This window comes from Effusibacillus consociatus (assembly GCF_042652925.1).
GTDB classification, from domain to species: domain Bacteria; phylum Bacillota; class Bacilli; order Tumebacillales; family Effusibacillaceae; genus Effusibacillus; species Effusibacillus consociatus.
Genome location: NZ_JBHSHC010000119.1, coordinates 1 through 25,428 on the forward strand (window position 1 = coordinate 1; position 25,428 = coordinate 25,428).

The window sequence follows — 25,428 nt, forward strand, 5'->3', positions numbered from 1 at the left end:
TTCGGTGCATTGTGATGCCCAACTCCAGAGAATGGCTGGTTAAGCAACAGTAAATTTAAACTGAGCCTTAATTTTTTGATTTGGGAGGTGTTTTGAATGGAGTGGGTGATCGCTCTGGTCGGGCTCGCGCTTTCAACAATCTTTTTGATTGCGTGTCTGAAGTTTTTCAAAAAACCGAAAAACGGCCGACCCAAAACCAACCCTTTCGACGTGTTGAATTCCGCGGCTTACGGAAAGGAACTGAAGGAGAGAGAACATTTTGTCGAATCAGAAGGAGAAAGGTGATTTGAATGAAGGGTTTCCGTGTGGTTATCCTCTTGGCTTTGTTTTTTGCCGTCGTTGTAATCTATACGATGTTTTTTCCTCCGAGCTTGGGCGTTCATTACACTCCCTGAGCGAAGAAAATTGGGGCTCGATGATATACAGAGCCGCTCCGCGGGTTGGTTGCGTCGCTGTTGCTTTTGCTGCTTGGCAGCGACGAAAAGGTAACGTTGCGTTATAAAGGTTCCGATGTCAAGTCGGCCCGAGATGTGCGGTTTTGGATTCAAGCCGATACGGTGGAATAGGGGGCGTACTTTGTTTCGTTGATCTTATCCGGCAAAGTTATGAATCGTGATGAAATCGAAAAAACCTTGGTTAAGAGTTTTTCAAATCATACACGAGATAATAACTGGCGTAACTCTTCCATGGAGACCAATCGCAAGCCAATTGACGGATTTCCACCTCCGTTGGTCGAACGGGCATATCCCAAATTTTTTTCAACTCGGGGACCAGATGGGTGATGCTCTCCCATCCGAAAAACGCCCAAAATATAAGAACACACGCGCTTCCGATGCTTTTGATGCCGTTCGGGGCGAAAGGGGCTGGCTCCATTGCAGGAAGGGAGAGCCCGATTGTCGCTAACAAAAGAAGCAAAACCAGACCGCTCAAGATCAGAGAAAAACTACCGCTGATTTGCATCCCGAGCAGATTGGTCGTCAAGGCGACGACAAGCAACAATTTGGCAGCATCGATTCTCCGACTGACCAGATGTTGCGCCGGTGTTTTACCGGTAGTCCTTCTAAACGTCCGATGGAAATAGTAAGGACTAACATGAAGTTTCATTGACAGTCCGGTTAAAGTGAGCGGTTCGTGAAAGCAGGATTCAATAAGATTTTTTGCGCGAACAACAAGCTCTTCATCCGATCCGTTCCAATTATGCACCTCCGGATTGCACCTCTTGCATGGACGGAGTCCCGCTGTTCGTGCGTCTTCGGTTGTCGAAAAGATTCTGACATGTTCTCGTTTCGGAGTCCTCGATTTGCAAGAGGGTCGGCAAAAGATACCCGTGGTGAGTACCCCGTAAAAAAATTGACCATCGTACCGTTTGTCGCAAGATATGATCGCTTTCCATAGTTCATCCTGCATACAATCACCCCCGATCTCATTTTCCATTTTATCTTTATAAACTTTACTGCATAAGTACTTTGAGATGAGAAGGCAAGAATTCGAAACGAACGAACTGAATGGCAGATTACTCCATTCGTTTAGAACGACAATCGGATTGAAGGCGTTTGTTGATTGTGTGTTATTAAACACTGCTATTGAATGGGCACAGAAATAGGGTGTTCAAGAGATATATCTTGGGACGACGTTGCAATTTGTTGCTGTCAATTTCCCAGTGTTGCAGGTGGATAAAAAATTTTATAACTGGAGGAGCACCATTCGCTCCTAACTAAGAAAGGAGATTACCATGATAAAACTCGTGCTCATTCGTCATGGTCAAAGCCTGTGGAATCTTGAAAACAGGTTTACCGGATGGGCTGATGTAGACTTAACGGAAAATGGACTAACACAGGCAAGGGAAGCGGGAGAAATCTTAAAGAAACATGGATTCGTCTTTGATGAAGCACATACTTCTGTTCTTAAAGGGCGATACGAACCTTATGGATCATCCTTCATGAGATGGATCTGGTGTGGGTTCCCATTTACAAGACATGGAGGTTGAATGAAAGGCACTATGGTGCCCTTCAATGGTTAAACAAAGAGGAGACTACCGCAAAATTTGGAGAAGAACAAGTGAATATTTGGAGAAGATCTATGAATGTAAGACCACCCGAACTCACAATTACTGATCCAAGATCTGAGGCTTCAGATCCAAGATATCAGGATTTAAAGGAAGGAGAATTTCCACTTACAGAAAGTCTTGCAGATACAGAAAAAAGAGTGCTGAAATACTGGCACGAAAAAATTGTCCCTACCATACAAGCGGGTAAAAGAGAATGAGTACATAACAAAGGATACTGTAAAAGAATCGTACTTAAAACAGCCCGAGAACTACAGGAGCTTAGTGTAGTTTGTTACTTGATTAAACGGGGATCTATAGCACGATATAAATTCCTGGGGGAACCTTTCCTTTGGGTTCGGAGATTCTACACAATAATCCGAATACCCTAATTTTTGATAAGGCAAAAGTAAACAAATTTTGTGGTAAAATGAGGTGACTCATAAAATGGGAAGGAACGATCGCGTTGGTTTTGCATCCGCAGCCGGGTAAGATGTCCCAAAACTCGCGAAGCTCCAAGAAGGCTATTTTTTTACTAATTTGTTTTACAATCAGCATTGCGGTGATTGTGTTTTTTAATTCGCCGATGTCAAAAGTTCGTTCCATAACAGTAATAGGAAATCAACAAGTATCAATAGATCAAATCACGAGCGTTAGCGGATTACAAGCAGGGATGAATTGGTGGAAGGTAGATTCGAAAGACGTTAATCGGCGTCTTACTGAGCAGATTCCTCTGATCTTAGAGGCGGACGTTGAAGTCAAATTTCCTGGGAACATTGTGATCGCAGTCGCTGAAAAATCCGTTTCCGCCTTGCTGATTCATGAAGGCGTTTCTTATCGTCTATTAAACGATGGCACTGTATTTGATAAAACAAATAGTACCACTGGTATCCCCATCGTTAGGTCGGAACGAACTTTCCCTGTGGAAGTGGGAAAACGTATTTCTGATCCAGACGTGCAAAAGTTTTGCACGCAAATTGTAAAAGTGGACAAAACATTACTGCAAGACATATCAGATTTTAACCTTTCGAACAGCAATCTTTGGTATGCACATACCGTTGATAAGTTTAAAATCGTCTTTCCTTCAGGAGATGTGTCCACTACGCTAAACATCTACAGGGATTTTAAAAGAAAGAAATTGCAAGATCAGCCCCCCCGGAGTGGTTGAGATTTACGGTCCGGAAGAACCAGCCGTGTATAAACCAATTCAAACGGGAAATGAATTAGATCGGAGCAGGTAAGAAATCACTTTCTCCTTAAAACTAAAAAACGCCTGTACGGGCTCTTCCGGGCTAAGTTTTCAACCGAGTGATTACAAAATGGTTTCTGCGCATTAATTTGGACGCAAAAGAGAAATACATAATCACCCGCCTCAACATTGATGTTTGCAGAAAACTTTGTCCGGGATTCACGGTGGAGCAAGTCCCCAAGAGTACGGTGAAAGTCGCGTTCGAATACAATCGGCCGACGAAATTATAGACTTGAAAAACTTAATAATCACATGTTTTGAGAACCGAACTACCGGCCAGCACTCCAAAACAAGGAGTGCTGTTTTCTTGTCGAAAAATATATCATAATAATAAGGAGGAAATATCGGTTTAAGAGCAAATATAATTATTGTTGGAAACTGGTCGAAAGGAGGGAATCATCTTGCAGTTGTTGAACACCTCGGATTGGGTTCAGCATGTGATTGAACTGGCGTTTGAGGTAGGGGCGAGTGATATCCACATTGAACCGTCCAAAGAGGGGTATGACGTGCGAATGCGGAAGGATGGAGATTTGCAAAGCATTCCGAATCTGCCGCCATGTGAAGGTAGTTCGGTACAACGAATCAAGGTGCTTGCCGAAATGGACATAGCCGAAAGAAGGCTTCCGCAGGATGGCAGTTTTCAAATGCAGATGCAGGAAAGTGTATTGGATATCCGAGTTGCGTCTTTGCCGACCGTAGAAGGGGAAAAATTGGCTTTGCGTTTGCTCAGGCACACCTCAAAATTGCAGGATCTCGAAGAACTGCAAATGGAGCCCAAACTGCTGCATGATTTTCGGAGGCTGCTGAAGCAATCCCATGGGATGGTGATCGCGGCTGGTCCTACCGGATCGGGAAAATCGACCACATTGTTTGCCGCACTGCGCTTTCTTCTTTCCCGCCACCTTAACATTGTCACTCTGGAAGATCCAGTTGAAAGCCGTATCGCAGGAATCAATCAGGTGCAAATCAATGAGCGGGCCGGACTTACTTTTGCCAGGGGGCTGCGATCCGTTCTTCGGCAGGATCCGGACGTTATCATGGTAGGGGAAATTCGAGACCGCGAGACGGCGGAAATAGCGGTCCGGGCGGCACTAACCGGACATCTCGTTTTGACCACGCTGCATACCGAAACCAAAGAGGGGGCCCTGATCCGATTAGTGGACTTGGGTGTGGAACCGTATCTTGTCGGTGTGGCTGTAAAGGGAGTGCTGAGCCAACGATTGGTAAAGCGAAACGCAGGAGGACGCAGGGCTATTTTTGATCTGCTGACTGTGACGGACGAAGTAAAGGATTGGCTGCAGCAGGGTGCTCCGCCAATGCACAAACCAATTTTTATGCGGGAGAACTTCCTGGAATCTACATTACGGAAATTAATTTTACAAGGCGAGGTGATTGCGGAGGAATATGAAAGGATATGTGGAGGAGATCTGGTATGGTTACAACCAAAGCAAGATGGAAAAGTGATCGGAAGCTCGCCCGATTTTGTTCACGAATGGCCGGACTCTTACGAAGCGGACTCACTCTCCACACGAGCCTGACACTGTTGTACGAGCAGGCTTCACGAAAAGATGCGTTGACCCTGAAAGCATTACTCGAAGGCGTTGAAGGCGGGGAACCACTGTCAATGCTGCTGCACAGACATAAGTTTCACCCAATGGTGCCCGCGATGACACTCGTGGGCGAAGAAAGCGGCAACCTGGTTCATGCATTCAACCGCTTGGGAGAACATTTCCGACATCAATATGAATGGAAGCAAAAAATCGTCAACTCCCTGGTCTACCCCGCTGTGGTTGCGATTGTTACGGTGCTTGTCACGATATTTGTCCTCTATGGAATTCTTCCCCGTTTTGAAACGATGTATCTGAATCTCGGATTCTTTCTTCCCACTGAAACCCAAACTTTGTTCGAATTCACCTCGAAGCTGCGCATCCTTCTTCCCTGGATTCTCATTTTCCTCTGTTTCCTTGCATCAGTTCTTTTTTTCATGCGAAGAGTGGTTCGATCCCGTTTTCCAAAAGCGGGGGCTATGGTGTTTGCCATTCCCGGCATCCGAAAGATTTGGAGAATGTGGATCTCCTATCGGCTGGCAGATTCGATTGCTGTAATGACGTCGAGCGGTGTGCCGCTTTTGCAGGCGTTGGATACATGTGAACGGACCGCCCGATTTTCATTGGAACAAAAAGTGATTCGCCGCATCAAAGAACAGATTTTTCTCGGGGATACATTTACAAAAGCGCTGCAGGCTCAGCATTGGATCGACCCTCTGCTTGTTCATGCCGTTCACGCTGCCGAAGCTAGTGGAGATCTGGCTGGAGTTTGCGGTTTTGCATCAAAAGAACTGGAAGGAGACCTGCAGAGAATGCTGCAGCGCCTGGTTCAACTTGTGGAACCGACTATTATAGTGGGCTTGGGAGTGCTGGTTGGATTTATCGTGTTTGCGGTGGTGATGCCGATGATGCAAATGGTGCAGTCGATTTAAAAAGGAGTGATTGAATGAATGCAATACGGCGTCAAGATGGTTTCACATTGGTGGAATTGGTGATTTCTCTATTTGTGATTTCGGTGATCATCGCGATTTCAATTCCGCATTTAAAGTCGGTCGGCGAGAAAGCCCAAACTACCGCATGTGAAGGAAATCAGAAATTGATCCGCTCCCAGATGGAGAACTACTATCTGGCTGAGCACCAATGGCCGAATACACTCGAAGCGCTCAAGTCAAAGAATTATCTGCAAACCCAACCGGTCTGCCCAAAAGGAGGCAGTTATGCTCTTTCGGTATCAAATGATGAAGCAGTTGTCACCTGCTCGAAACACCCTACAAGCACTGCGACCAAGTGAGTCGGGATTTAGCTTGGTTGAGCTGTTGATTGTTTTGTTCTGTCTAGCGGCACTGCTTGGGCTATCGCTCCCCGGCTATCAACGGGTGATTGACAACAAGAATCTTCAAGGAACAGCCAACCAACTGTATGCCGATATGAAAGAATGTCAATCAATGGCTCTGCTGACTGGAGAGAACCATTCCCTCCGATTGAATAAAGATGACGGTTATGAAGTGTGGACGGGTACGGCCAAGCGAAAATCAATTACCTTCCCAAAGGGAATCCGGATTTCCGAACAAAAATGGGCCTCGAATCGGCCAGTGCTGCAGTTTAATGGCAAAGGACATCCGGTCGGTGGGGGTACGGTGGTACTCAGAAACCGTCATAATAAAGAAATCAGTTTGACTGTTCACCTTCATACCGGTCAGATTCAGGTTAAGGAGGGCCGGGAATGAACGAAGAAGGTTTTTCTTTACTGGAATCGGTGACTGCCATTCTCATTTTGTCGACTGCAATTGCAGTAACACTTCCCATCTGGGGAATGATTCAAAGCCAGGCCCGTCTGGCGGCAAAAATCAATGGTGCTTCCCATATTGCGATCAACGAGATGGAACAGGCTGTTGCTGGCATGGTTCGGACAGGAATTTGGAGTGTTAGAGAGGGAGGGCAGTCGTATACCGTACACACACAAAGTATTGAAGAAATGGAAGGTCAACACATTCGGGTCCGGGTAGCGTTTCAGGAAAGAGGCAAAGAGTATGCGGTATCGTATGAAACATTGGTTCAATAGAACCCGGTTGGATCAGCGGGGGATGACTCTTGTTGAACTGCTTATTGGGATGTTGGTCCTGTCACTCATCATTCTCGCGGTGGCGGGATGGATGTCCCAGTGGGGGAAGTCGGCCCAGGTAATCGAGAAAAACGGCCGGTTGGCAACCCCAGGTGAAAATGCCTTTCGGATTGTCGGAGAGGATATACGAGTGAGCACAGCGATCCTATCTTCCGGCAGCGAACTAACGCTTCGAAACGGGAGCGGTCAGAAGATTCGGTATTACATATCGGATCGGGGAAAATTAATCCGATCCGTTAACGGCCTAGGTGCATCGGTAATCGCACCGGATGTGAAAAAATGGCAGGTGCAGAATAGTGGAAAAAGGGCTGTACAAGTTACCCTGTCACTTGAACACGACGGATCCAAATGGGAAAGAGAGGGCATTTTTTCCCTACGGGGGTGGGGGAATGAATGAACGAGGAAGTTCCTTGCTTCTCACAACTGTTCTTTTGTTAATTGGAATGATAGTTTTGGCCGGGCTCTTTGCATTGGCTTCCTCTGACTATCGATCGGCGCTGGCGATTGTAGAAGTGAACAAGGCGCGATACATAGCAGAAGCGGGAATTACGAAAGCCATTACGAAATTAAATCGTAATCCGAAATGGAGAGAGGGATTTCCATTCTCGTCGTTTGGGGAGGGCAGTTATACGGTCACCATAGTGAACGAACAGGAAAGCCATGCAGAACGTGCTCAAGCAGAACTTCCCGAACTTGTGGTCATACGATCTGACGCCTTTGTTCCTCCGCGTGCCAAACGCAGCCTGCAAGTTATCTATAATGTAAAGGAAAAGAAAATCATAAGTTGGAGCGAGTGAGCGATGAGCCAGCGAAATGGGAGCCTGGAAGGGAGGGAAAGCATGAGGACGCATGAATAGCGTCCTCATTTCTTCGATGTTCACAGCCTGCATTGTTTTACTTCCTTCGGCCAGATTTGATAGATCGCATGGGCAACACCATGTTCATCATTGGTAAGTGTGGTCCTGTCTGCATTCAGTTTCAATGACTCCTCCGCATTCCCCATTGCTACACTGATACCGGCCACTTCAAACATGCTAAGATCGTTCAAACTGTCTCCTAGCACTACACAGTCTTGAATGGAAATGTTATATGCCTCAGCCATGCGGCTTAAGCCGAACCCTTTTGTCGCTTGTTGATGGTTAATTTCAATATTATGATGTGCTGAGGAACTGATATAGATTTCAGGTATCGCCTTCAAAAATGACAGGGTATCTGACAACTTCCCCTCATTGAAGGAGAAGAACAGCAATTTATAGATGTCCGACTTGTACAAAAGAGACTCGATATCCAGACTCTGTTTGCTTGTCGCTTGAAGGAACTGTTTATGCGCAATGTCCATTACGGTGTCTGCCTTCGAGTCCGGATCTGCACACCGCATTTCGTTCATCTCGGCTTCTAAGCAGGATAACGCTTGTTGGTTAACAAAAACTCCTTCTTCTGTATACACTTCCAAATATGAGTTTGAATCCAGTGCATATTTTACAATCTGATCTGCAATGTCTGAATGAATTGGCAATTGATAAACCGTATCACCTTCTTCAGATCGAATATCCGCCCCATTTAAACTGATAACAGGACAAATGATTTCCGCTTCCCGCAGGGGGCCCAAGGCATCCTTGTAATGTCTTCCGGTAGCAATGACTACCTTAACTCCTCTGCTTTGTAAATAGTTAATTGCTTGACTATTTTCGGGACTGATACTTCCTTTTGAATTTAACAGTGTTCCATCCATATCCAGGGCAATCAATTTCATCTGTCTTCCTCCACCGTTACAACCTGCACTTTTAATTCAGATAACTTCATTGCCAGGTTCTCATCAGGTATTTTGTCTGTAATCAAAATATCGATCTTTTCCAAGCCGCATACACGATAAAATAATTGTTTTCCAAATTTCGTATGATCGGCGAGAACAATAACCTGTTCGGAACGGGCAATCATCTCCCGAATTGTAGCTCCATCGTCTTCATTTTTATAGAACAGCCCCTCTGAAGTGATGCCGCTCACCCCCATAAACACCTTATTCGCTCGATATTCTTTGATTTTTTCGATTGTCGACGGGCCATACAGATGACGATATTTTGGATGGAGCTTACCACCCGGCAAATAAACGGTGGTTTCCTCGTTATCCAGTAAAATACTGGCCAGATCAATGGAGTTGGTCACGACCGTTATGTTCGTTGCGGTTAAGAATTTTGCCAAATTCTGAACAGTCGTTGATGCATCCATGAGTAAGTGATCGTGATCATTCACAAAGGCCGTGGCTTTCTTCCCAATCTTTTCTTTAATGGAACTCTCAATACTTTCCCTTTCATGAAAGCCTTGGACTTCATACTGCCGGGATGGCAATAGAGCGCCGCCATGTGTACGAATAATCGCATTTCGTTCCTGAAGTTTTATGAGATCTCTCCGAGCTGTATCTTTCGAAACATCAAACAGCTCACATATTTCCGGAATCGTGATTTTCCGGTTTTTCTCCAAATAATCCAAGATCGACAACAGTCGTTCTTCCTGAAACATTTTCGAATCCCCTTAGTGCGTTTTCTTTATTTTGTACCATGTTATAAGTTTTTTCAAGACTTTATGATCATATTTAAGTTTTTATGATCTATTTTGCATTTATCTAGTCCCTGCCCCTCAAAAATGGATGAGGAACAGTCGCAGAATGTGGTACGATGTGGACAAGAGGTGTCCATCGTGAATATACTGCTTACAAGGGACGAACCGGATGAACGAGATCGCCGATAGAGTCGATCAAATCCTGCGCCATCCTTCGTTTCCCGTTCGTTGACGCGATTCGACAAACCCGATACACTTGAAATAAGCTCGTATGATAGAAAGTGAGGCTACATACATGTGTGGAATTTGTGGCATGGTGACCAAGGATGGTCGTCCTGCAGATCAAATGGTCCTGGAACAAATGACCGATTTGATCGTACATCGCGGACCCGATGATACGGGGGTTCATTTTGACAGGAACGTTGGCTTGGGGTTCCGGCGGCTGTCAATTATTGACCTTGAGGGGGGTCATCAACCACTGTCGAATGAGGACGGTTCAGTTTGGATCGTGTTTAACGGCGAGATTTATAACTATAAGGAAATTCGCCGTTGGCTGATCGATCGTGGTCACAAATTCACAACAGAATCAGACACGGAAGTGATCGTCCACCTCTACGAAGAAAAAGGTCCGGATTGTGTAAAGGACCTTCGGGGCATGTTCGGATTTGCAATTTGGGATTCCAATAAGAATCAGGTTATGGTGGCCCGTGATCATTTTGGAATTAAACCGCTATACTATGCGGAGACCGCCGATACCATAGCGTTTGGCTCCGAAATTAAAAGCTTGCTGGCTGTGCCAGGGGTACAGAGGGAAGTAAGCCAGGAGGCGTTTTGGAACTATCTGACCTTTCAATATGCACCGGATCCATTAACCATGTTCAAGGGAATTTACAAGCTTCCGGCTGCTCACTACATGATTGTCAAAGACGGCAAACTGTCTTTGCAGCGTTATTGGGAAGTCCGATTCGACGAAGGCGATCAACCGCTTTCCTATTATATTGAGGGAACGCGGGAAATTCTGCGAAACTCCGTGCAAGCTCATATGAATTCAGATGTGCCTCGCGGTGCCTTCCTGTCGAGCGGCGTAGACTCGAGTACGATTGTTGCCCTTCTAAAAGAGCTTGAACAGGTGAAGACATTTACCGTTGGCTTTGAAGGAGCCGGCGGACAAAGTGAAATTGAGTACGCCCGCCAGACAGCGCGTATTCTCGGTACTGAACATCGGGATACCATTATCAGCGCCAAAGAATATCTCGATATCCTTCCGAAGCTGATGTATTACCAGGATGAGCCGGTTGCCGATCCGGCCGCGATCGCTCTGTATTTTGTCGCTGAGCTGGCGTCGCAGTATGTTACCGTCGTTCTCTCCGGCGAGGGAGCTGACGAAGTATTCGGCGGGTACACGATCTATCGGGAACCGCTGTCCCTGCGAATGTTTGATTATCTTCCGCCTTCCATGCGCCGATCCCTTGGCGGATTTGCAAAAAATTGGCCGGAGGGCATGAAGGGGCGTTCTTTCCTGATGCGGGGTTCCAAGACCGTGCAGGAACGCTTTGTCGGCAATGCATTCATTTTCGATGAGGAAATGAAAGAACAATTTGTTCATTTCAACCCGGATCAGCTTGGATTGCGCCGTCCGATGGATATCACCGGCGTTTATTACGACCGTGCGAAGAACTATGACGATGTAACCAAAATGCAGTTTCTCGATTTTCATACATGGCTCACCGGGGACATCTTGATGAAAGCGGACAAGATGACCATGGCAAACTCGTTGGAGTTACGGGTGCCATTCCTTGACAAGGAAGTGTTCGAATTCGCATCCAAGATTCCGATGAAATATCGAATGATGAACGGTACAACCAAATATGTTCTGCGTGAAGCGGTTAAAGACATCCTGCCTCGTGAAGTGGCGGAGCGTCCGAAACTTGGATTCCCTGTTCCGACAAGGAAATGGCTGAAAGACGAATTTTATGGTTGGGCTCGAGAATTGATTGACGCAAGCCCGGTGGACCATTTGATCAATAAACAGTTTGTCCAGCAGCTGCTTGATGAACATAAAAATAATGTCCGTGATAACTCCCGCAAGGTATGGACCGTTTTGATCTTCATGCTTTGGCATCAGATCTATGTGGAGCAGTCTGTATCTGTTGCCAGTTCGGTAAGCCCCAATGTCCAACTCAGAAGAACACACGGAAAAGAGTTGGTTGGCACAAAAGAATAGCGTGTCAACGAAGAAGCTGAAGGCCACAACGGCTAAAGGCTTCTTCTTTATGTAAGATCATAAAAAATCATTGAGCCAACCAAGAGCGGAATGGTATACTGTCTACTATACAAAGACGATGATCCTCCTGCAGTGAACAGAGCCCGACTCAGCACTCTGGTGCCCCGGCGCCCTTGTGCCTAAGGCTACGGAATCACATTGCCGTGAGAGCATGAAAGGGAGAGTCTAGTGAAACCACGCAGAAGATTTTACTTGGTGGCCGAAGAAATCATGCCGGAAGCGATGATCAAAACGGTTGAAGTAAAGGACATGCTGGCCAGAGGGGAATTTGACACGGTGCATGATGCGGTTAACGTGGTGGGATTGTCTCGCTCCGCTTTTTATAAATATCGGGATTTGGTCTTTCTGTATGACGATGAGAAAAGAGAGCGTTTAATCACTTTATCGTTAATACTTGAACACCGGTCGGGTATCTTGTCAAATGTTCTGAATACGATTGCCCAAACGGGAGGCAACATTATAACGATCACACAAGGTATGCCTCTTAGCCAAGCGGCTCACGTGACGGCAACAGTGGATATTCGTCATTTGGACGTATCCGTGGATGAATTGACGGTGACACTGCAGAATATGCAGGGTGTCCGAAAAGCGGAAGTTGTGGGTTACAGCTAATTTCAGATAGGAGAGAGAACCAATGTGGAGAGGAATTGTGGAAGAGTACAGAGAGTTTATGCCCGTATCTGACGATACGCCAATCGTTACATTGTTTGAAGGCAATACCCCCTTATACAAAGCAAACAGGCTTTCAAATGCAGCAGGGGTTGAAGTTTGGCTCAAATATGATGGATTAAACCCTACCGGTTCATTTAAGGACCGCGGAATGGCAATGGCGGTAACGAAAGCGAAAGAAGAGGGGGCAGAAGTGTTAATCTGTGCCTCGACCGGCAATACGTCCGCTGCCGCAGCGGCCTATGCCGCCAGTGCAGGAATGAAGGCAGTAGTCGTTATTCCTCATGGGAAAGTTGCTTTGGGAAAATTGGCTCAAACCATCATGTATGGTGCGGAAATTATCGAAATCGAGGGGAACTTTGACGAGGCGTTGGCGATCGTCCGCCAAATTGCGGAAAGTCATCCCATTAAATTGGTGAACTCTGTGAACCCGTATCGGATTGAAGGGCAGAAAACCGGCGCGTTTGAGGTGTGTGACGCTTTGGGTGAAGCACCTACTCATCTGGCAATTCCGGTAGGGAACGCGGGCAATATTACCGCATATTGGAAAGGGTTTAACGAATACCGAAAGAATCGTCGTTCCGGTAAACTCCCGAAGATGATCGGGTTTGAAGCAACCGGTGCGGCTGCCATTGTAAGGGGCAAACCGATTGAAAATCCGGAAACAATTGCGACCGCAATTCGGATTGGGAACCCGGCGAGCTGGGAGCCTGCAGTGCAAGCCGCAAAGGACTCCAAAGGAAAGATCGACCACGTTGGGGACGACGAAATTTTGGAAGCGTATCGCATGATTGCGGCCGAAGGCGTATTCTGTGAACCGGGTTCTGCCGCATCGGTAGCCGGTGTTTTAAAGCTTGCAAAAGCAGGCTGCTTCGCAAACAATGATCGAGTGGTCTGTGTATTGACCGGAAATGGATTAAAAGACCCTGAAACGGCTATGAAACATGGCGTGTCAATTGAGACAAAGGTCGTAGCTGCTAAGGAAGAGGCGGTAGTGAAAGCGATCTTTAAGTAGGAGGGATCAGAATGGGAGTTTGTGTACGCATTCCGGCGACAACTGCCAATCTGGGTCCTGGCTTTGATACTTTGGGTATGGCGCTATCGCTTTATAATACTCTGGAAGCTGCCTGGTCATCGGGCAGCTTGGAATTTGAAGTGACAGGTGACGGTGCCGAATTGGTCCCGCGCGACGCTACCAATGTAGTTTATCAGGCCATGCATTCAGTGTTTGAAAAAGTCGGCCAAGCCTCCCTTTTGGAAGAAAGGGGAGTACGGATTCACATTCACAATAATGTTCCCGTCACTCGCGGATTGGGGAGTTCCGCAACCGCAATTGTCGGCGGTTTATGGGCAGCCAACGTGCTGCTCGGTCAGCCTTTGTCTGAGGATGAATTGGTTCACATGGCTGTTGAAATCGAAGGGCATCCGGATAATGTTACGCCGGCAATCTTCGGGGGAATCGTGGTTTCAGGAATGGTGAACGGGAAAGTCTATTCCAAAAGGTTTTCCCCGCCCCCCGAAATGAGCTGTGTGGTGGCAATTCCGGACTTTCAGCTTGCAACCAAGACGAGTCGGAAAGCTCTCCCGCCGGCGGTTTCCCATGCAGATGCCGTTCATAACGTGAGTCGAAGCAGTCTGATGGTGGCTGCGCTGGTGGAAGGAAATTTTGACATGCTTTGCAATCTGATGGACGATCGATTGCATGAACCTTATCGAATGCCGTTGGTTCCGGGAATGAAGGATGCGATTGCACGGGCGAAAGAGGCTGGTGCTTTGGCGGCTGTTCTATCGGGGTCGGGTCCAACGTTAATCGCATTTTGCAAGGAAAGAGCAGATCGGATAGGAACTGCTTTGCAAGAAGGTTTTCAGGCAGAAGGGATTGGCTCTGAAATCATGATTCTGTCTCCCGCGGAGCAGGGGGTAGAAATTTTTTCATCTGATACTTAATAATTCCTCCTCTTTTGTGCACCCTATAGAGGGTTTTTCAAAGCATAAAAGAGGTGATGGAATGAATTGGAGACAAAAAGCAGTTGGTCTTGGAGTGGTTTTGGCTGCTCTTTCCACCCCAATTCCGAGTTGGGCAGCCGGTGCAGAAGGCGGGGGCGCTGCTCGACAAGAAGTGTCGAAAGACTCGACAGAGGTTCATGAGATGCAACGGCAAATCAATGAACTATCAGAAACTGTGAAAAAACAACAAGAACAATTACGTTCTCTCGCGGAACAAAAACATGTAAAATTAAATATTATTCAGTATGACGAATTAATAAAGAAAATACATCAGTATAACGAAGTTGACAAAAAACTTCAGGGACAGTTGAACGCCGCCCGGCAATCCCGCAATGAATCAAAACAAAAAGAGATTTTGGCCGCATTAACCGCCAATAAGAAAAATCAGTTAGCTGTAATGCAGGAAGCTGAAAGGTTATTGTCTTCGGAAATCCAAAAACTCAAAAACCTTCCCTCCTCATAGAGGCCCCTGTACCCATTCGGGTACAGGGTTTCTTTTTTCTCGAATCCCGTCGATTTAAGCAGGAAAATTGAGTAGGATCAACGACACGTTCCGGCAACAATCGCAGACAATCCACTGTAAAATTAGTTTAATAAGAATTCGTCAGCACTTTTTGGGTCCCCATAAAAGTACCCGGAATAAGCTGCGAAGGTTGATCTTCACTTTGATGGGCCCGTTCCGGGAGGGAGAAAATGAAGAGGTTTGGAATTCTTATATTGATTCTGACTACGCTGTTATTTGGACAATCGACCGTTACAGCCAATCCTGGACAAGCTGCTGCCATTCACCAATGGAAGAATCGGATCGCTGATTCAAATCCGATTTTTCATGACTGGAAAGATTCAACGGTTCGCCAGTTGTTTGCCGAATCTACGGCTTACGGACAGGAGGCTGTGGTGTGGCAGGTCGAGAACCAAAACCGGAATCTCGGATATTTTGTTACAGCCAGCAATGGACAAGCCCTGTTTGAATATAGCCCTGTCACACCGATTGAAATGCTGAAGAATCAGAAAGCGGGTCATTATTTGTACATAGGGCCTGGAATGCATTTATTCCAAGTGGCGGATGCTGATCCGGATACGTGGATGAACCTTGCCAATGGGGAGACCATTCAGGGAAAGCCCATCCGGCAGAGAGCTTCAATTATCGGTGAGGCTCATGACTCTGAGGCAGGCGGGGAAAATTTCAAGGGAATCCAGTTTTCAACCGACACCCGTTCGGATTACGGGATAGATGTAATGATCCAGTACGGTTTCGGCCACTCGGTTCCGTTTGACAAAAAATTATTGCCCGAAACGGGGGAGGCAGCCGGTTATCTGGTATTCACCACTCTTGCGAAGGACTATTATTCCGTCTGGGCAATTACCGGGCTGCAAACCATTAGGGGCAATCTGGAAGTTCTGGAACTTCGCGATGTGTTTGCTGGGGCCGAATATCCGATTTATATCGGGACAGATCCGGCCGTAAATTGGGTTGGCTCCAGATAAAGCAGGGCAAAGTGCAGGGGAGTCACCTGGATGCGGGGCTGACAGCGCCATTTCAGTTCCGCGGTTCGCAGTTCTCTTTCGGCTGAATAGATTGCCATTTGCTCTTGGTTATCAAACATCAACGACTGGTAATACGTTTCAAGTTGTTCAATTTCGTGGGATAACTGTTCGAGGGCTGCCTCGGCCCAGGAATGGTCTTCGCTTTGGATTTCCTCCGTTACCGCATCCTTGATCTTTTGCCACCCCGTTTGGAGAGAGGCAATCAGGAACTGTCCGTTCGAGAATTGTTCTTTATAATACTCCGGCAGTTCATCCGTCATGGGAAGTTCACGAATTTGTTCGTACAGATCCGGGATTACCTGGTTGCTTTTCAGGTTCACCCCGTAAGAACGAATCTCGTCTCTTCGTCTGTCGGCGATATAGGAAATTTTAAGACTGGTTACCAAAAAAGGGACCCTCAGTCCGGTGGAAGTTCCATGCTGATACTGGCAAACAAATCGTCCCCTACGCGTTGCCGATTCAAAGATCTTTTCAAGTCGAAAGCTTCCGAGGGCCACCAGTTCGCACTTTTCCTCTCCTTCAATTTCCACTTCCGGATCGAACACCAGGTTTAAGACGGTAGGTTTCACTTCCTGTCCCGTAGCTTCCACCCACATCCAATAGTACGGACGATCGGTCAGTTCTTTATCGACCTCAATGGGAAGTTCGACTTGCAGAAAATTTGGCTCGTCCCGAAGGATCGGGGTGTTGGTCGCCTGGAAATATCGTCTGCAGTAGGATTGAATCTGCTCCTTATTCATCTTGTTCCTCCCTTAGAGCTTCGATCATTTTCTGTCCCAGCTGGTCAAAACGCGAGGCAAGATCTTCTTTCGAACTGGACTCGACAAACCATTCCATGATATCGTTCTCGAGTGTTTTGTTCATTTTCAGCTTGCCGATGATCATATCCAATTCTCCGATGACCATCTCAAACATACGGATCTTTTCCTGCAGCAAATCCACAATGTGTTCTTCAATCGTACCGCGTGTGGCCATATTATAGATAAATACGTCCCGTTCCTGGCCCAGACGGTGAACCCGTCCAATCCGCTGCTCGATGCGCATCGGATTCCAAGGCAGGTCGAAGTTGATCACCTGGTTGCAAAATTGCAGGTTGATCCCCTCACCGCCGGCTTCCGTTGCTACCATCACCTGAGCCCTTTTTTCAAAAAGATCCTGCATCCAATCTTTCTTGCTTCTTTTAAAACCGCCCCGAAACGGAATCGCCCGGATGCCCGCTTGTTCGAGCATGTAGATGAGATATTCCTGGGTGGCCCGATATTCGGTAAAGATAATCACTTTGTCATTGCAGGATCTCACAATGTCGATTACGGTTTTTCCTTTTGTGTATTCTTCGAGCGGGATTTCTCCGCACATTTTATACAGCTGTTCGATTCTTGTCTTTAAAGAGTCGGATGTTTTGGGGTCCTTATGCATTCTTTCAAGTGTCGGCATTGCGGCATAAGGGGTGGAACAGATCTCCCTTTGCAGGGTGATCAGCGGCAGGACATTGCCTCGTTCTGCCCGCCGTTTCAAATATTCTTCTCTCACAAAATACGAAACGGCATCGTATAATTCGCGTTCCTTCGGCGAGAGTTCAAGCGGAATGGAAGTCACTTTTCGTTGGGTGAAAAAAACGCCCCCTTCACTGCGCTTGTTTCGAATCATCACCTGCGACAAAGCATCTTTTAATTCACCGGGGTTTTTGGGTTTGCGTTTCTCTTCCATGAAGGTGGATGTAAAGTGCTGGGCGCTTCCCAGTTGCCCCGGTTTTAACAGAGTAATCAGGTTGTACAATTCCTTCATATCATTCTGTATCGGAGTTGCGGTCAGTAACAATAAGTATTTCTTTCTTAATTGATTGATCAGTTCCCAGTTTTTCGTTTTCCGATTTTTGAGCTTGTGGGCCTCATCAACGATTACCAGGTCCCAATCCTGTTCCAGGACAATGCTCCGATGCGGATCTCGCTTGGTTGTGTCGATTGAGGCTACTACTACGTCATAGGTTGTCCAACACCATTCTTTGCGTTGGGCTGCCGCTTTTATATTGAACTTTTCATTTAACTCCCGGGTCCATTGCAGAACAAGAGAAGCGGGCACGAGAATCAGAGTCTTTTTTACCAAACCTCTCATGATATATTCCTTCATGATCAAACCGGCTTCGATCGTTTTTCCCAAGCCGACTTCATCTGCGAGTATGGCGCGACCCTGTAATTCATTGAGTACCCGTTTGGCTGTTGCCACTTGATGCGGGTAGGGGACGACCGCGGGAATGTGCTCGAGGCAAAGCAATTGGTCAAAGGTAGGAGCCACCTTTGTTTCCTCGGCTTCCCTTATCAATTGGAACAGGGTCCAGTGATTCCAATTTTCGTTTTCTACTCTTTCCAGGAACTGTTGGAACAGATTATCATCTATGGTGCACTCCGGTGCCTCATGGATCGGAGGGTTCGTTAAAGAATCCAGTTTCAAGGAGTTCACCCCTTGTGGTATAATAATGCTGCAATAGAGTGTGCTAGTTTTTGGAATTTTATACGCGCGGATGATTGTTGCGGGAGAGAACGACATTTCGTCGCCGAAGGAGCAAGTGGGGGTTGCCCGAATCTCCATGAATCTCTCAGGCAGAAGTACCGCAATCAGGACGCAACTCTGGAGAGAGCCGGATTACATAGGCCACCCAAGGGGCAACTTCAATTGAAGGGAACTCTCAGGTAGCGGGGACAGAGACACTAGGGGAAATTTTCCCTAAGTGTCTCTTTTTTCTTGCCCAAAAAAGGGAAACATACTTTGGAAAAACAATTTTTCGGAAGATTTTTTAGGGGGTTGAATGATGGCAGAGTTAAAACGTACACCGTTGTTTCCTGTATATGCGGAGTATGGCGGAAAAACGATCGACTTCGGGGGGTGGGAACTCCCGGTTCAATTTTCCGGCATTTTGCAGGAGCATGAAGCGGTTCGCACCCGGGCGGGACTGTTTGACGTGTCCCACATGGGGGAAATTGAAGTAAAAGGTCCGGATGCATTGTCCAATATCCAAAATTGGATTACCAATGACGCGTCCAAAATTGAGATTGGCCAGGCATTATACTCTCCTATGTGCTATCCGGATGGAGGGTGTGTGGATGATCTTCTGGTCTACCGGCTCGGCACTGACCATTATCTGCTGGTCGTGAACGCGGCTAATATTGAGAAAGATTTTGAATGGGTCAAGCAAAACGCATCGGGAAACGTCGAGATCACGAATCTGTCGGAGCAGATAGCCCAACTCGCGCTGCAAGGTCCCCTTTCGGAATCGATCCTTCAAAAGCTGACCGATTATGACCTATCAACGGTCAAATACTATTGGTTTGCCCAGGACGTGACCGCAGCAGGGTACAAATGTCTCGTATCCCGAACCGGATATACCGGCGAGGACGGGTTTGAAATCTATGTCGATGCTGAACATGCGGCAGATCTCTGGAAAGCCATTCTGAATGCAGGAAAAGCAGAAGAAATTGTCCCTGTGGGTCTGGGAGCCCGTGACACGTTGCGGTTTGAAGCAAGATTGCCTCTCTACGGGCAGGAAATCAGTTCGTCCATTTCGCCGTTGGAAGCGGGTCTCGGAATGTTTGTGAAGCTCGACAAGGGCGGCTTTATAGGCCGGGATGCGTTGGCCAAGCAAAAAGAAGAAGGACCGAAGCGCAAACTTGTAGGCTTCGAAATGATCGAGCGGGGCATTCCGCGCACACACTATGAAGTGCAGGTTGACGGGCGGAAGATTGGTGAAGTTACAACAGGTACCATGGGGCCGACCGTAAAGAAAAATATCGGACTTGCATTGATCGAATCTGACTATGCAAAAATCGGTCAGGAGCTTGACGTCATTATCCGAAATAAACCGGTGAAAGGCGTAATTGTCAAGACCCCATTTTATAAAAGAGCAAAGTAAATAACCTCAAACAAATTAAGGAGTTTTGGAGGCGAAACATTGAAAAAGCACAGCTATATCCCCAACACAGAAGCAGACCGCAAGACGATGCTCGATTCACTGGGGCTTCAAAATGTGGAAGACCTGTTTTCTGATATTCCCGAGTCGGTGAGGTTAAAAAGGGAACTGAACCTTCCGCCGGCCTGGTCGGAAATTGAATTAAACCGGAATTTTGCCGCAATGGCCAACAAGAATGCCAACCTGGAAGAGTATGTTTCCTTCTTGGGAGCCGGTGCCTACCAGCATTATATACCTTCCGTTGTAGACGCAATCATTAGCCGTTCTGAATTTTACACGGCGTATACTCCTTACCAACCTGAAATTTCGCAGGGCATCCTGCAAGCGATCTTCGAATACCAGACAATGGTATGTGAATTGACCGGAATGGATGTGTCGAATGCATCCATGTACGATGGTCCCAGTGCTATGGCCGAAGCGGGAATCATGGCTTGTGCCGCAACACGTCGTTCCAAGCTGTTGATCTCACGAGGCGTTCATCCGGAGTACCGCGAAGTCGTCAAAACTTACGCGTATGGTCAAAACATTGAGGTTGAGGAAATTGCACTTGAAGACGGACGCACCAGCTTACAGGATCTTGAAGCAAAATTGGGCAGCGACATTGCGGGTGTACTTGTGCAATATCCGAATTTCTTCGGTTCGATCGAGGATATCAAGGCGATTTCCGAACTTTCGCATCAGCACAAGGCGCTTTTTGTCACTGCAGTCAATCCGATTGCAATGGGAATTCTCGAAGCTCCTGGTGCCTTTGGTGCAGACATAGTAGTGGCTGAGGGGCAATCCCTCGGGAATCCGGTTGCTTTTGGCGGACCTTACCTCGGAATGCTGGCAACGACAAAGGAACTTGTACGACGGGTACCTGGGCGGGTAGTAGGTCAGACCGCCGATTTGGATGGCCGCCGTGCGTTCGTGTTGACTCTGCAAGCACGGGAACAACATATACGCCGCGAGAAAGCGAGTTCCAATATTTGTTCGAACCAGGCATTGAATGCACTGGCTGCCACTGTATACCTCACCTATATGGGGAAACAGGGGCTGCAGGATGTGGCGAAATTGAACCTGCAAAAAGCGCATTATGCCCATAAAAAACTCTCAGGCATCAAAGGGATCGAGCCCCTTTTTCAAGCACCGTTCTTTAATGAGTTTGCTGTCAAGCTGAATGGGAATCCTGCAAACGTCAACAAAAAACTGCTCGACGCGAAGATTATCGGCGGCTATGACCTGGGTCGGTCATATCCCGAATACACAGGCGGTATGCTCTTTGCAGTTACGGAATTGCGCACAAAAGAAGAAATTGATTTATTGGCTGAGCGATTGGAGGCAATTGTATGAGACAAGAAAAGAATCAACCGTTGATTTTTGAGTTGTCACGTCCGGGTCGAATCGCATACAGCCTTCCGGCATGTGACGTACCTGAGCAATCTGTTGAAGAATTGATTCCGTCTGATTATGTTCGGAAAACACCGGCCGAACTGCCTGAAGTGAGTGAAGTCGATTTGGTTCGCCATTTTACGGAACTCTCTCGCCGCAACTATGGGGTCGACAATGGATTTTATCCGCTTGGATCCTGTACGATGAAATACAATCCGAAGCGGAACGAACGCATGGCGCGTTTGACAGGTTTTGCTTCCATTCACCCTTATCAGGATGAGGAAACGGTACAGGGCGCACTTGAACTGATGTATAAACTGCAGACCGAGCTGGAAGAAATCACCGGAATGGATCGAGTGTCTGTGCAACCCGCAGCGGGTGCGCAGGGGGAATGGACGGGACTCATGTTAATCCGTGCCTATCATGAAGCACGCGGAGAGAAAAGAACGAAAGTAATCGTTCCGGATACCGCTCATGGGACCAATCCTGCATCAGCTACAGTAGCGGGTTATGATACCATTACGATCAAATCGGACGAACGGGGAAACGTGGATCTGGATTCACTGCGTCAAGTTGTAGGCCCCGATACGGCTGCACTGATGTTGACCAACCCATCGACTTTGGGACTGTTTGAAGAACAGATTGTGGAGATCGCTGAGATTGTCCACGAAGCAGGCGGTCTGCTTTATTATGATGGAGCAAACGCGAACGCAATTCTCGGATATGCCCGTCCTGGCGACATGGGATTTGATGTGGTGCATCTCAACCTGCACAAGACCTTTACAACCCCGCATGGCGGCGGTGGTCCCGGAGCCGGTCCGGTCGGGGTAAAGAAAGAATTGATCCCATTCCTGCCAGTACCGGTTGTCGACTATAAAGACGGCAAATATGTACTTGACTACGACCGTCGGCAGTCCATTGGAAAAGTAAAAGGCTTCTATGGAAATTTCGGCATCTTGGTTCGCGCATACTCGTACATTCGGACCATGGGACCGGACGGCTTGAAGCTTGTAACGGAGGACGCAGTATTAAACGCCAACTATATGATGCGGAAACTGAAGCCCTACTTTGACCTGCCGTATGATCGGATCTGCAAGCATGAATTTGTTCTTTCCGGGAAGCGGCAAAAGGCGAACGGGGTTAAAACGCTTGATATTGCCAAGCGGATTCTTGACTTCGGTTTCCATCCTCCGACCATTTACTTCCCGCTTAATGTAGAGGAAGCGATCATGATCGAACCGACAGAAACCGAAAACATTGATACTTTGAATCGATTTATGGAGACAATGATTGAGATTGCGAAAGAAGCAACCGAAAACCCGGATGCAGTAAAAGCGGCGCCGTACACTACTGTGGTCAATCGATTGGATGAGACTATGGCAGCCCGAAATCCGGTGCTGCGTTACGTGAAGTAAGAGGAGGGGGTCTGGGGATCCCCTCTTTTTCATTTTGGAACATGATACAATGTGATGAAATGAGCGATCCCGTCTCTCATGGCTTGGACCAATTTTTCTTGATAGGCGTCCGTTTGCAGCTTAGCGAGTTCAACAGGATTTGACAGATACCCGTATTCCACCAGAACAGAGGGGAAATCAGGCCTCCGAATCACAAAAAAACTGTTCCCGTTGCGCGGGAGATAATACTTGTTTGATACAGTATTGAGACGGTTTTGCAGCTCTGCTGCCAGCATGTAACTCTCGAACGAGCGTGTGTTGAAATACAGAACTGAACCGCGATTGTACGTGGTACCGTGGTTCCCGTGTATGCTGATCAGCATGGTTGCATGTTTTTGGTTTGCAGCTTCCACCCGACCGAACAGATCGCGTTTATGGCGGCCCCATCCTCGGTCTGTTGGGGCAAATTTTGTTGCGTCTTCATCCGTTTCTCTGGTCAACTCCACATGAAATCCTTCCTTGCGGAGTTTCTTGGCGAGCTTCTTGGCAATTTGCAAATTCAAGTCTTTCTCGAGAACTGTCCCGTCCGCGCTTTGCGTACCGGGATCAATGCCTCCGTGTCCCGGGTCGATGACGATGACGGGTTTCCGTATGGTTTCGGCCATTGCGCCATTGGTGAATAAAAACAGCGCGAACAGAACCAGAATGATTCTCACATGGATTGCTCCTTCCTCAGACCACCTTGATTTTCCAATATTTTCTCCTTATAAGCGGTTGTCATTCTGACGATAGTAACAAAGGGGAAACCCGAATACACTCTGAGGAGGCACTTCAATGACAGTAGGAACCAAACTTCATCAGACTTTGGCATCTTGTGAATCGGCACTGGCAAGCTTCAAGACATTTGCCTTGGACACGGACAACCAGCAAGCGAAACAAATGTATTCCCAGCTTGCCAACACGATGGAACAACAAATTATTACCCCGCTTCGTTCGCGGGTAAATCAGATGGAACAACAGGAGCCTCAGTACAAGATGAATCAGCAGGCTCAGCAGCAAGCGAATCAAAAGAACCGGTCGTAACCGTCGAAAAGGAGAGCCCAGGCTCTCCTTTTCATCTGATACATATAAACCTATCTCTGCTGCGGCCAAATCCTTTGAACAAATTCTGTGAATCTTTCGTACACTCCCTGGATTGGGCGTCCTGCGCGGATATCATTGGTGTATCCCTGGAACCGATCAAATACGTCCGCATCTGCCGAAACGTACACCCGTTGAATACTCGGATCGACCCGACGCACTTCATTCGCCACTTCGTCTTTAAACCGGTCAGTCATGGCTTGACTCCGACCGGTATAAGGAATGTCTACTGCCACATAGGCAGTGCGATCGGTTACAAGCACATTGGCACGGCTAATATTATGTTTTCCAACCAATGCGTTTGCAATATTTTGCGCATCTCTGACAGGTGTGTCAGTCGTTTGCACCCGAGGAGCCGTGTCAGGCGCTGGGGAGGGGGGCGGAGGCGGGACCGGGGCACCCGGGGCCGGAGTTTGTGCTCCCGGATACCGTTGAGCCCGAGGTTGAGCCGGAGTGCAGCCGGCCATCAAAGCAGTTGCCAGTAGGAAAACAGTCAACATCCTGATCTTGTTTCCATGCATTGCGAAATCACTCCTTAATATCAGTGTTTTTTCCGTTTATTACTATCACCAAAAATAGAAAAGGCATACCGTCGATATCGGGCGTGCCGGGGACGATTTGTAAAATAAGTTACTGACGATATTGAGGCTCCTGTTTCTGAATGTAATTCAGGTGGGATTGGGGTTATCACCCGGACAGATAGCTTTTACCCGGGAGGTTAGGGGGACTTGGTGGAATTTGTACCAGGTGGAAAAATAAGTATGGCGTGCAAACTGGAAACAGTTTGACACGCCTTTACTGTGGGGACACCGCTAATTTACATTTAAATGAGAGCAATCGTTGATACAATCAACATACCAGCGCGCATTGTCGAAACGAACCCGAGTAATAGCAGTGTTTCCAATCCGCTCCGCACGCTTACCCGTGATGGCGTGCAGGAAAGCGTTGATCGATCCTCCGTGTGTAACGATGAGAATGCGCTTGCCGTCGTGGCGCTTGGCAATCGATTCAACCGATTTTTTTATCCGTTGCCTAAGCTCTTCGTATGTTTCCAAACCTGGAATCTGATGTTGAGTCGGATCGGAAAGGGCTCCCGGGTATTGTGCATCAATTTCTGCCCGTGTCATACCTTCCAATATCCCGTAATTCCGTTCCCGAAGTCCCGGTTCAATAAAGTGCGTCACTTTCAGTTGCTCGTTTACGTGTTCAGCCGTTTGTTTTGCCCGCGACAGATCGCTGGAATATAAGACATCCCAGGTCTCTTTTGACAGTTGATCAGCCGCAATCCGCGCTTGTTCAATCCCCGCTTCTGACAAAGGGACATCTTTTGAACCCTGCAGCCGGGATTCCCGGTTCCAAAGCGTTTCTCCATGCCGCACCAGGCAGATCTCTGTCATAAATGTTGGCTCACCTCACATTATCAGTACGTTACCATTATAACAAAATCCCCAGTGCTATGTGCTATGGGACGGGGATAACTCCCGACATGAATTGGACTTGTGGTTCTCACTACTCTTTACACAAAAATTGTGCTAC

At 47.3% G+C, this 25,428-nt stretch carries 27 protein-coding genes, 1 pseudogene and 1 riboswitch; of the genes and pseudogenes, 20 read left to right on the forward strand and 8 right to left on the reverse strand.

The window, feature by feature from the left end:
- The first annotated feature begins 96 nt into the window (after positions 1-96).
- Complete coding sequence (locus ACFO8Q_RS17275; protein WP_380027258.1) at positions 97-285, forward strand: hypothetical protein; 189 nt, start codon at positions 97-99, stop codon at positions 283-285.
- A 351-nt stretch (positions 286-636) separates the two neighbouring features.
- On the opposite strand, the gene ACFO8Q_RS17280 is transcribed toward ACFO8Q_RS17275, so the two are convergent.
- Entirely contained in the window at positions 637-1,407 is a 771-nt protein-coding gene (locus ACFO8Q_RS17280) for an Ada metal-binding domain-containing protein (RefSeq protein ID WP_380027260.1), read from the reverse strand.
- Between the two features lie 325 nt (positions 1,408-1,732).
- Here ACFO8Q_RS17280 and ACFO8Q_RS17285 point away from each other — a divergent pair.
- From ACFO8Q_RS17285 to ACFO8Q_RS17325, 9 genes and pseudogenes are all read left to right on the forward strand, one after another.
- Positions 1,733-2,259, forward strand: a pseudogene (locus ACFO8Q_RS17285) (2,3-bisphosphoglycerate-dependent phosphoglycerate mutase); the annotation flags it as partial.
- Between the two features lie 251 nt (positions 2,260-2,510).
- Positions 2,511-3,212, forward strand: a complete 702-nt coding sequence (locus tag ACFO8Q_RS17290; RefSeq protein ID WP_380027262.1) for a cell division protein FtsQ/DivIB — start codon at positions 2,511-2,513, stop codon at positions 3,210-3,212.
- A 482-nt stretch (positions 3,213-3,694) separates the two neighbouring features.
- Positions 3,695-4,831 (forward strand): GspE/PulE family protein, encoded by a 1,137-nt coding sequence (locus ACFO8Q_RS17295; protein WP_380027264.1) that lies wholly within the window; start codon positions 3,695-3,697, stop codon positions 4,829-4,831.
- Entirely contained in the window at positions 4,726-5,772 is a 1,047-nt protein-coding gene (locus ACFO8Q_RS17300; RefSeq protein ID WP_380027266.1) for a type II secretion system F family protein, read from the forward strand. The genes ACFO8Q_RS17295 and ACFO8Q_RS17300 overlap by 106 nt, the downstream gene beginning before the upstream one ends.
- A 14-nt stretch (positions 5,773-5,786) precedes the next feature.
- Positions 5,787-6,131, forward strand: a complete 345-nt coding sequence (locus ACFO8Q_RS17305) for a competence type IV pilus major pilin ComGC (protein ID WP_380027268.1) — start codon at positions 5,787-5,789, stop codon at positions 6,129-6,131.
- Positions 6,058-6,567 (forward strand): Tfp pilus assembly protein FimT/FimU, encoded by a 510-nt coding sequence (locus tag ACFO8Q_RS17310; protein WP_380027270.1) that lies wholly within the window; start codon positions 6,058-6,060, stop codon positions 6,565-6,567. Before ACFO8Q_RS17305 ends, ACFO8Q_RS17310 begins: the two co-directional genes overlap by 74 nt.
- Entirely contained in the window at positions 6,564-6,902 is a 339-nt protein-coding gene (locus ACFO8Q_RS17315) for a type II secretion system protein (RefSeq protein WP_380027272.1), read from the forward strand. Before ACFO8Q_RS17310 ends, ACFO8Q_RS17315 begins: the two co-directional genes overlap by 4 nt.
- Positions 6,871-7,359, forward strand: coding sequence for a PilW family protein (locus tag ACFO8Q_RS17320; protein ID WP_380027274.1), 489 nt, complete (start codon positions 6,871-6,873; stop codon positions 7,357-7,359). Before ACFO8Q_RS17315 ends, ACFO8Q_RS17320 begins: the two co-directional genes overlap by 32 nt.
- Positions 7,352-7,759 (forward strand): hypothetical protein, encoded by a 408-nt coding sequence (locus tag ACFO8Q_RS17325; RefSeq protein WP_380027276.1) that lies wholly within the window; start codon positions 7,352-7,354, stop codon positions 7,757-7,759. The genes ACFO8Q_RS17320 and ACFO8Q_RS17325 overlap by 8 nt, the downstream gene beginning before the upstream one ends.
- An 80-nt stretch (positions 7,760-7,839) precedes the next feature.
- Here ACFO8Q_RS17325 and ACFO8Q_RS17330 read toward each other — a convergent pair whose 3' ends face one another.
- Both ACFO8Q_RS17330 and ACFO8Q_RS17335 read right to left on the reverse strand, forming a co-directional pair.
- Positions 7,840-8,715: a Cof-type HAD-IIB family hydrolase gene (locus ACFO8Q_RS17330; protein ID WP_380027279.1), complete on the reverse strand. Its 876-nt coding sequence runs from the start codon at positions 8,713-8,715 to the stop codon at positions 7,840-7,842.
- Positions 8,712-9,479 (reverse strand): DeoR/GlpR family DNA-binding transcription regulator, encoded by a 768-nt coding sequence (locus ACFO8Q_RS17335; protein ID WP_380027281.1) that lies wholly within the window; start codon positions 9,477-9,479, stop codon positions 8,712-8,714. The genes ACFO8Q_RS17330 and ACFO8Q_RS17335 overlap by 4 nt, the downstream gene beginning before the upstream one ends.
- Positions 9,480-9,813: 334 nt before the next feature.
- On the opposite strand from ACFO8Q_RS17335, the gene asnB reads away from it, so the two are divergent.
- The 6 genes from asnB to ACFO8Q_RS17365 all read left to right on the forward strand — a co-directional run bounded on the left by asnB (position 9,814) and on the right by ACFO8Q_RS17365 (position 15,966).
- Entirely contained in the window at positions 9,814-11,742 is a 1,929-nt protein-coding gene (gene asnB / locus ACFO8Q_RS17340; RefSeq protein WP_380027283.1) for an asparagine synthase (glutamine-hydrolyzing), read from the forward strand.
- Between the two features lie 228 nt (positions 11,743-11,970).
- A complete protein-coding gene (locus tag ACFO8Q_RS17345) occupies positions 11,971-12,414 on the forward strand; it encodes an ACT domain-containing protein (protein WP_380027286.1) in 444 nt (147 codons plus the stop codon).
- Positions 12,415-12,436: 22 nt separating this feature from the next.
- Positions 12,437-13,486, forward strand: coding sequence for a threonine synthase (thrC, locus tag ACFO8Q_RS17350; RefSeq protein WP_380027289.1), 1,050 nt, complete (start codon positions 12,437-12,439; stop codon positions 13,484-13,486).
- An 11-nt stretch (positions 13,487-13,497) separates the two neighbouring features.
- On the forward strand, positions 13,498-14,418 hold the full coding sequence (gene thrB / locus ACFO8Q_RS17355) for a homoserine kinase (protein WP_380027291.1): 921 nt from the start codon (positions 13,498-13,500) through the stop codon (positions 14,416-14,418).
- Positions 14,419-14,479: 61 nt separating this feature from the next.
- A complete protein-coding gene (locus tag ACFO8Q_RS17360) occupies positions 14,480-14,941 on the forward strand; it encodes a hypothetical protein (RefSeq protein WP_380027293.1) in 462 nt (153 codons plus the stop codon).
- A 230-nt stretch (positions 14,942-15,171) separates the two neighbouring features.
- Positions 15,172-15,966, forward strand: a complete 795-nt coding sequence (locus ACFO8Q_RS17365; protein WP_380027295.1) for a hypothetical protein — start codon at positions 15,172-15,174, stop codon at positions 15,964-15,966.
- On the opposite strand, the gene ACFO8Q_RS17370 is transcribed toward ACFO8Q_RS17365, so the two are convergent.
- Positions 15,921-16,766 carry a YqhG family protein gene (locus ACFO8Q_RS17370; protein WP_380027298.1) on the reverse strand — a complete coding sequence of 282 codons (846 nt, stop codon included), beginning with the start codon at positions 16,764-16,766 and terminating at the stop codon, positions 15,921-15,923. The two genes, ACFO8Q_RS17365 and ACFO8Q_RS17370, sit on opposite strands and share 46 nt — an antisense overlap.
- Complete coding sequence (locus tag ACFO8Q_RS17375; RefSeq protein ID WP_380027300.1) at positions 16,759-18,474, reverse strand: DEAD/DEAH box helicase; 1,716 nt, start codon at positions 18,472-18,474, stop codon at positions 16,759-16,761. Before ACFO8Q_RS17375 ends, ACFO8Q_RS17370 begins: the two co-directional genes overlap by 8 nt.
- 70 nt (positions 18,475-18,544) lie before the next feature.
- Positions 18,545-18,645: riboswitch (glycine riboswitch) on the forward strand.
- Between the two features lie 187 nt (positions 18,646-18,832).
- Between ACFO8Q_RS17375 and gcvT the strand changes: the two genes are divergently transcribed.
- From gcvT to gcvPB, 3 genes are read left to right on the forward strand one after another with little or no spacing between them, the layout of a single operon-like run.
- A complete protein-coding gene (gene gcvT / locus ACFO8Q_RS17380; protein ID WP_380027302.1) occupies positions 18,833-19,930 on the forward strand; it encodes a glycine cleavage system aminomethyltransferase GcvT in 1,098 nt (365 codons plus the stop codon).
- A 39-nt stretch (positions 19,931-19,969) separates the two neighbouring features.
- Entirely contained in the window at positions 19,970-21,319 is a 1,350-nt protein-coding gene (gene gcvPA, locus ACFO8Q_RS17385) for an aminomethyl-transferring glycine dehydrogenase subunit GcvPA (RefSeq protein ID WP_380027304.1), read from the forward strand.
- On the forward strand, positions 21,316-22,773 hold the full coding sequence (gene gcvPB / locus ACFO8Q_RS17390) for an aminomethyl-transferring glycine dehydrogenase subunit GcvPB (protein WP_380027307.1): 1,458 nt from the start codon (positions 21,316-21,318) through the stop codon (positions 22,771-22,773). The genes gcvPA and gcvPB overlap by 4 nt, the downstream gene beginning before the upstream one ends.
- A 29-nt stretch (positions 22,774-22,802) precedes the next feature.
- Here the strand turns inward: gcvPB and ACFO8Q_RS17395 are convergent, their stop codons facing one another.
- Positions 22,803-23,468 (reverse strand): N-acetylmuramoyl-L-alanine amidase family protein, encoded by a 666-nt coding sequence (locus ACFO8Q_RS17395; protein WP_380027309.1) that lies wholly within the window; start codon positions 23,466-23,468, stop codon positions 22,803-22,805.
- 118 nt (positions 23,469-23,586) lie between these two features.
- On the opposite strand from ACFO8Q_RS17395, the gene ACFO8Q_RS17400 reads away from it, so the two are divergent.
- The gene (locus ACFO8Q_RS17400) at positions 23,587-23,835 is read left to right on the forward strand and encodes a DUF1657 domain-containing protein (RefSeq protein ID WP_380027311.1); all 249 of its coding nucleotides are present in this window, start codon (positions 23,587-23,589) and stop codon (positions 23,833-23,835) included.
- A gap of 50 nt (positions 23,836-23,885) precedes the next feature.
- On the opposite strand, the gene ACFO8Q_RS17405 is transcribed toward ACFO8Q_RS17400, so the two are convergent.
- Together ACFO8Q_RS17405 and ACFO8Q_RS17410 are read right to left on the reverse strand one after the other, a co-directional pair.
- Positions 23,886-24,413 (reverse strand): YhcN/YlaJ family sporulation lipoprotein, encoded by a 528-nt coding sequence (locus ACFO8Q_RS17405; RefSeq protein WP_380027313.1) that lies wholly within the window; start codon positions 24,411-24,413, stop codon positions 23,886-23,888.
- A gap of 291 nt (positions 24,414-24,704) precedes the next feature.
- Positions 24,705-25,289 carry a histidine phosphatase family protein gene (locus ACFO8Q_RS17410; RefSeq protein WP_380027315.1) on the reverse strand — a complete coding sequence of 195 codons (585 nt, stop codon included), beginning with the start codon at positions 25,287-25,289 and terminating at the stop codon, positions 24,705-24,707.
- Positions 25,290-25,428 lie beyond the last annotated feature (139 nt).